Origin of the sequence: Vogesella oryzae, from assembly GCF_902829295.1 — a bacterium.
In the GTDB taxonomy this organism is placed as follows: domain Bacteria; phylum Pseudomonadota; class Gammaproteobacteria; order Burkholderiales; family Chromobacteriaceae; genus Vogesella; species Vogesella oryzae.
The window spans coordinates 1-7,061 of sequence record NZ_CADEPL010000013.1 but is presented as its reverse complement, the minus strand read 5'-3'; the positions used below and the strand labels follow the sequence as shown (position 1 = coordinate 7,061).

Annotated in this window: 5 protein-coding genes; 1 reads left to right on the top strand and 4 read right to left on the bottom strand. The window is 61.4% G+C overall.

All coding sequences use genetic code 11. The annotated features are described in order from the left end of the window. From HU218_RS05525 to HU218_RS05515, 3 genes are all read right to left on the bottom strand, one after another. A partial coding sequence (locus HU218_RS05525) for a TRAP transporter large permease (RefSeq protein ID WP_174873943.1) occupies window positions 1–934 on the bottom strand: 934 nt, incomplete at its 3' end. Beyond that, window positions 931–1,545: a TRAP transporter small permease gene (locus HU218_RS05520; RefSeq protein WP_174873942.1), complete on the bottom strand. Its 615-nt coding sequence runs from the start codon at window positions 1,543–1,545 to the stop codon at window positions 931–933. The genes HU218_RS05520 and HU218_RS05525, both read right to left, overlap by 4 nt. Before the next feature lie 66 nt (window positions 1,546–1,611). Further along, window positions 1,612–2,610 carry a TRAP transporter substrate-binding protein gene (locus HU218_RS05515; protein ID WP_174873941.1) on the bottom strand — a complete coding sequence of 333 codons (999 nt, stop codon included), beginning with the start codon at window positions 2,608–2,610 and terminating at the stop codon, window positions 1,612–1,614. A gap of 213 nt (window positions 2,611–2,823) precedes the next feature. On the opposite strand from HU218_RS05515, the gene HU218_RS05510 reads away from it, so the two are divergent. Beyond that, window positions 2,824–5,112 carry a PAS domain-containing sensor histidine kinase gene (locus HU218_RS05510; RefSeq protein ID WP_174873940.1) on the top strand — a complete coding sequence of 763 codons (2,289 nt, stop codon included), beginning with the start codon at window positions 2,824–2,826 and terminating at the stop codon, window positions 5,110–5,112. 57 nt (window positions 5,113–5,169) lie between these two features. Here HU218_RS05510 and nadB read toward each other — a convergent pair whose 3' ends face one another. Then, entirely contained in the window at window positions 5,170–6,753 is a 1,584-nt protein-coding gene (nadB, locus tag HU218_RS05505) for an L-aspartate oxidase (protein ID WP_174873939.1), read from the bottom strand. Between the last annotated feature and the right edge of the window lie 308 nt (window positions 6,754–7,061).

Genomic DNA, 7,061 nt, shown 5'->3' with positions numbered 1-7,061 from the left:
GGCCGAGGCCGGCATCGATCAGCCAGCTGGCCATCGCCTGCGGAATGCCTTCGCTGGTCATCAGGAACGAGAACAGCACTGCGTTGGTGATGATGTACAGCAGCATCGCCGACATGCTGGCCGAGTCCAGCAGCACCTTGGGTACCTGTTTCAGTGTCAGGTCCTTGTACACGAACACTGCCACGAAGAAGGCATACACCGCGGACATGGCGGCCGCTTCGGTCGGGGTAAAGATGCCGGAGTAGATGCCGCCGATCACCACCACGATCAGCAACAGGCCCCAGATGCTTTCGCGGAATGCCTTGATGCGCTGGGCAAAGCTGGCCTTGGGCAGGCGCGGGTAGTCGAACTTGCGGGCGCGCCACCAGGTGGTGAAGCCGAGGAAACCCGCCAGCATCAGGCCCGGAATCACGCCGGCCATGAACAGCTGGCCCACCGATGTATTGGTGGCCACCGAGTACATCACCATCACGATCGACGGTGGAATCAGGATGCCCAGCGCGCCCGAAGTGGTGATGACGCCGGCGCCGAAGCTGCGCGGGAAGCCCTGCTTCACCATTGCCGGCAGCAGGATGGAGCCGATGGCAACCACGGTCGCCGGGCTGGAGCCGGACACGGCGGCAAACAGCGCGCAAGCCACTACGCCGGCGAGGCCGAGGCCACCGTTCCAGTGGCCAACCATCGACGAGGCGAAGTTGATCATCCGCCGCGCCACCCCGCCGTGGGTGAGGAAGTTGCCGGCGAGGATGAAGAACGGAATCGCCATGATTTCGAACTTCTCGATACCGGTGAACAGCTTCAGCGCCACCGCCTCGATCGGCACTTCGGTCATGGTGAACAGGAAGGTCAGTACCGTCAGGCCCAGCGAGATGGAGATCGGCATGCCGGTCAGCATCAGCACCAGCAGCAGACCAAAAATGATGAGTGCGCTCATTTATCGTCGCCTCCGTTTTTCTTGATGTCGTGCGGATGCAGGTTGTCGTCCAGCGCGAACCAGTTGCTGTCTTCGGCAACATCTTCCATGCCTTCGACGTGGCTATGGTCATGCTTGGGTAGGTGGCCGGTCTTGAGGAAACCCACCATTACCTGCAGGAAGCGGAAGCACATCAGATAGGAGCCGCACGGTACGGCCAGATAGACCAGCCACATCGGGATTTCCATGTCGACCGAGGTCTGGTCGGTATGGGCGATTTCCCACACGAAGTTGGCGCCGAGGGTGCCGACGATGCCGGTGAACAGCGCGCCGGCCAGCAGGCCGATGACAATGAACTTGGCGCGATTGCGATCGGACAGCTTGTTGATCAGCACATCGACGCCGACGTGGATGCCGGTGCGCACACCATAGGCGGCACCGAACTTGGCCATCCACACGAACATATAGATGGTCAGTTCCTGTGCCCAGCTCATGTGGATATGGGCGAGGTAAGGCTGGAGGGACTCGATGCCGCTGCCGTAACGGTGTAGCACTGCAACAAAAGTGATCAGTGTTGCCGCCGCCATCAGGCTTGCAATCAGCCACTCCTCGAGATGGTCGAGGAATTTCATGGGGTAACTCCGGAAAACAGGTTGGCCGCATGAGACTGCGGCCAACCTGGCTGTTACGGACGGGGCTTAGTTCGGGGTGTAGCCGGTCTGTTTGTAGATCAGCTGTACCAGGCCTTCACCGATGCGGTCATCCATCTTGGTGTGTACCGGCACCAGGGCCTTCTTGAAGGCGGCGCGCTCGGCGGCGGTCGGGTAGTAGACCTGGGTCTTGCCGGAGGCCTTGATCTTGGCAAGATCGTTTTCGTTTTCCTGCTGCGCGATCTTGTTGGCGTACACGGTGGCATCTTTCATCGCGCCATCCAGTGTGGTGCGGATGTCAGCCGGCAGGCCGTCCCAGAACTTCTTGTTCACGATCACCGCGTAGCCGAGGTAGCCGTGGTTGGTGACGGTGGCGTACTTCTGCACTTCATGCATCTTCTGGGTCAGCATGTTGGACGGCGGGTTCTCGGTGCCATCTACCACGCCGGTCTGCAGTGCCTGGTAGGTCTCGGAGAAGGCCATTACCTGCGGCATGGCGCCCAGTGCGCGCATTTCTTCTTCCAGTACCTTGGAAGACTGGATGCGCATTTTCAGACCCTTGAAGTCGGCTGGCGACTTGAGCGGCTTGTTGGCGGAGAAAATCTTGAAGCCGTTATCCCAGAAGGCCAGTCCCTTGATGCCCTTGCTTTCCAGCTTGGACAGCAGTTGCTGGCCGATCGGGCCCTGGGTGACTTTGTGCAACTCGTCGTAGTTGTCGAAGATGTATGGCAGATCGAAGACTTCGAATTCCTTGGCGCCCAGCGGGCCGAATTTGGCCAGGCTGGGTGCCAGCATCTGTACTGCGCCCAGCTGCAGGGCTTCCAGTTCTTCCTTGTCCTTGTACAGCTGGCTGTTGGGGTAAACCTGAACCTGGACCCGACCTTTGGTGCGTTCTTCGGCCAGCTTCTTGAAGTATTCGGCGGCCTTGCCTTTCGGGGTGTCCTGGGCCACCACGTGGCTGAACTTGATCACGAAATCGGCGGCGTTGGCGATACCGGACAGGCCAAGGGCGACACCGGCGATCAGGGCGGCATACTTGAGTTTCATGTTGCTACTCTCCTGTGTTTACTTGTTGTGTTGCTTGTAGTGTTTTCTCTGTGGCGATCTTGTCTGACAGACTGACAAGTCACATGCTCAACACTAGAAGCAGCGGCTTGCCATTGCCATTGGGGAATTCCGCATCAGGGATTTCCCCAATGTCGGCGGCAAATAGCCTGCGCCAGTGTGCTGCTCGCCGCGGCCAACCATGAAAGACCTGCCATGCCCCAGAAAGAATTATCGGTATCCCACTCGGCGCCCCGACGGCTATGGCTGGGGGCGGCGCTGATCCTGGTTGGTCTGCTGGCGGCGCTGGCCGGGTTGTACTGGGTGGTCTACAAGGACTGGCAGGACGAGCAGCGTGATGCGTTGATCCAGGAGTTGCTGTGGCTGGACCAGAGTCTGCAGCTGCATCTGGAGGAGCATCAGCGCTGGCTGGACAATATGGAGGACGACCTGCCGCCGCAGAGCCCGGCACAGCGCAAGCGTTTTCTGGCCGCGGCGCAGCTGTTGCAGCGCGAAAGCCGCGAGATCGTGGCGGTTCAGTGGGTTGGCCGCGAAGGTGCGGTGCAGATCGATAGCCTGGGGCGCGAGCCGCACCGGCTGAGCGGGGCCGCCTATGACGCCTTGTGGCGCTCGGAAAAGCTGGGGCGCTTGAGCTACGGCCAACCTTATGTCGGCCCGGATGGCCGCTTCCGTTTCGATCTGGCGGTGCCGGTGCTGGAGCAGGGGCGTTTTATCGGCGGGGGGCGGCTGGGATACAGCATGAGCGGCCTGCTGCAGCAGCAGGTGCCGTGGTGGATCGCCTCCAAGTACCACATCAGCCTGATCGATCTGGAAGGGCGCGCGCTGGCAAGCAAGTTCGAGCAGGCGCCGCCCCGCGGCACGCAGTCGCACCAGCTGAGCTTCGATCCGCCCGGCTACGGCGTGATGTTGCGCGGCATCAGTTACCGTACCGGCATCGGCCTGACCTTGCCGGTGCTCAGCGTGCTGATCGGTGTGCTGGTGGTGGCGCTGTTGTTCCTGCTGTGGCGCATCCGCCGCCACGTGCGGCAGCGTGCCAGGGTGGAGCTGGCGCTGCAGCGCGAGATGTCGATCCGCCGCGCGGTGGAAGACAGCATGAAAAGCGGGCTGATCGCTTTCGACCGCGATGGCGCTATCCTGCGTGTCAATCGCGCCATGTGCGAGTTGACCGGCTTGTCGGCCGAGGAGCTGGTCGGTCAGCGTCTGCCATACAGTTTCTGGGCGGAAGAAGACCACGAGCTGTTGATGGCGGCGATGCACGCGATGCTGGCCGGAGAATTGCCGGAGCATGGCTTCGAATTGCCGTTCCGCGACCGCGACGGCGAACGCTTCGAGGTGCGGCTATACGCGGCGCCGTTGCTGCAGGGCGAACGCCAAGAGGGCTGGGTGGCGTCGATGTACGACATTACCGAGCTTAAAAAGAAGCGGCTGGCGCTGAATGCCTCGCACCAGCGCTTCCTCACGGTGCTCAATGGCCTGGACAGTGGATTGTGCGTGGTGGCGGGCGAGGGCCGACAGCTGGTGTACGCCAATCCGGCCTTTGCCAGTGGCTGGGGGGGATTCGATGCCGAGGGTGCTTATTGCCCGCTGCTGCCGGGGATGGCGCGCGGCATGGATCAGCTGGCGACCACGCTGGAATACTCGCCGGATCGCGGACGCAACTGGTACCAACTGCAATATCGCGGCATCGAGTGGGTGGATGGCGAGCCGGCCTGGCTGTGCATGCTGGTGGATGTGACCGAATCGCGGGTGCGCGCCGCACGCGAGCGGGCGCAGGAGGAGCGCTTCCAGACCACCTCGCGACTGATCGCCATGGGCGAGATGGCTTCATCGCTGGCGCACGAGCTGGGGCAGCCGCTGACTGCCATTTCCACCTATGCGGCCGGGCTGGCGCGCAAGTTGCCGGACGATGCCGCGCGCAGTAACGGGGTGGGCGAGGCGGTACAGGCGATTGCCGATCAGGCACGCCGTGCCGGCCAGATCGTCAATAGCATCCGCGCGTTTGTGAAAAAGCATGCTCCACAGCTTGAATTGTGCGATCCGGACCTGGCGGTGCGGCGTGCCGTCGCTCTGGCGCAGCCGATGGCGGACAAGTACGGCATGTCGCTGTTGTTGGCGCCGGCGGCGGGCGGTCTGCGGGTGGAAATGGATCCGGTGCTGATCGAGCAGGTGCTGCTCAACCTGATCAAGAACGCCATCGAGGCCATGCGCGAGGCCGACACACTGCGACCGGTGGTGCGTCTGCACAGTGAGGTCGGGGCCCGGTTCTGGCGGGTGGAGGTGGTGGACAATGGTCCGGGCTTATCCGAGCAGATCCGCGAGAATCTGTTTACGCCGTTCTATTCCACCAAACCGCAAGGCATGGGTATCGGCCTCAATATCTGCCGCTCCATTGTCGAGCACCATCGTGGCGAGTTCGGTGTCAGTGTGCCGCTGGCCGGTGGCTGCGCGTTCTGGTTCACGCTGCCGTTGTATCAGGGCGAGTGATGATGCAATAAAAAAAGGTTGGCCGCATGCGGCCAACCTTTTGTGTGGCAGACGGGCTTATTCCGTCGGCGTCAGTACCGTTTCGCTGGCTTGTGGCAGCGTTTCCGGATAGTCGCGGCTGAAGTGCAGGCCGCGGCTTTCCTTGCGCAAGAGTGCCGAGCGCACGATCAGCTCGGCGGTCTGCACCAGGTTGCGCAGCTCGATCAGGTCGTTGGTGATGTGGAAGTTGCTGTAGAACTCGTTGATTTCTTCCGACAGCAGCTTGATGCGGTTCAGTGCGCGTTCCAGCCGTTTGTTGGTACGCACGATGCCCACGTAGTCCCACATCGCACGGCGCAGCTCGTCCCAGTTGTGCGAGATCACCACTTCTTCGTCCGGGTCAGTCACCTGGCTATCGTCCCAGTCCGGCATGGCGGGTAGCTTGACCGGCTTGCTGGCCAGAATGTCGCTGGCAGCGGCTTTGCCGATGATCATGCATTCCAGTAGCGAGTTGCTGGCCAGGCGGTTGGCGCCGTGCAGACCGGTGCAGGCGACTTCGCCCACCGCGTACAGGCCCTCCACATCGGTGCGCCCCTTCAGGTCGGTAACCAGGCCGCCGCAGGTGTAGTGCGCGGCCGGCACCACCGGGATCGGTTGCTGGGTGATGTCGATGCCCAGCTCCAGGCAGTGGGCGTAAATGTTGGGGAAGTGTTCCTGGATAAAGCTGGCCGGCTTGTAGGAAATATCCAGATAGACGCAGTCCAGGCCATGCTTCTTCATCTCGAAGTCGATGGCACGGGCCACTACGTCGCGCGGCGCCAGCTCGGCACGTTCATCATGGTGCGGCATGAAGCGGGTGCCGTCTGGCAGGCGCAGGATGCCGCCTTCGCCGCGCACCGCTTCCGAAATCAGGAACGACTTGCTGTGCGGGTGGTACAGGCAGGTGGGATGGAACTGGATGAATTCCATATTGCCGACGCGGCAGCCGGCTCGCCAGCCCATGGCGATACCGTCGCCGGTAGCGGTGTCCGGATTGGTGGTGTACAGGTACACCTTGCCAGCGCCACCGGAAGCCAGAATCGTCTGGTTGGCCGCAATGGTGATGACGTGGTCGCCGATCTTGTCGAGGGCGTAGACGCCGAAACAGCGTTTGCCTTCCAGTCCCAGCTTGCGCGAGGTAATCAGGTCGATGGCGATGTAGTCTTCCAGCAGGGTGATGTTTGGGTGCGCCTTGATCTTCTGGCCAAGGGTGCTGGTGACGGCGGCGCCGGTGGCGTCGGCGGCGTGGATGATGCGGCGGTGGCTGTGGCCGCCTTCGCGCGTCAGGTGAAAGCCGGTCTGGTGGCTGTCATCGCGGGTGAACGGCACACCCAGATCAACCAGCCAGTCGATGGCGTCCTTGGAGTTCTCCACGATAAAGCGGGTGGTATCCTCGTTGCACAGTCCGGCGCCAGCCACCAGGGTATCGTGGATGTGCTCCTCTATAGAGTCGCTGGTATCCAGGACAGCGGCGATGCCACCTTGGGCATAGCTGGAGCTGCCTTCCAGTAGGTCTCGTTTGGTAATCAGGCCTACTTTCTTCTTTTCTGCCAGATGCAGTGCCAGTGTCATCCCGGCCAGGCCACTACCAATAATCAGTACATCAAATTTTAGATTTGTCATTTCCCGGTCTCCGCCTGCGCAGTGCCGATGTAGTGTGAAAAACAGCGCAACAGGGTAGCAGATGAGGGGAGGGCTGTGTGCGAGCGGAGCGTGCAGATGTGCCCTGCAATATGCGGCCAACTTTTTTTGCGTTTTGGCTTCCTTTCGGATCAATGACTTGTCGAATTTGTGGCAGTTTTTGTGCGGCGGGGTGTTGACGGGTTTGGGTCGGGTGGGTATAGTTCGCCTCCTCTGCTGACGACGCAACGAAACGAAGTCAGCCCGCTCTTTAACAAAACGAATAACCGATAGGTGTAAGTGCCTGGCGA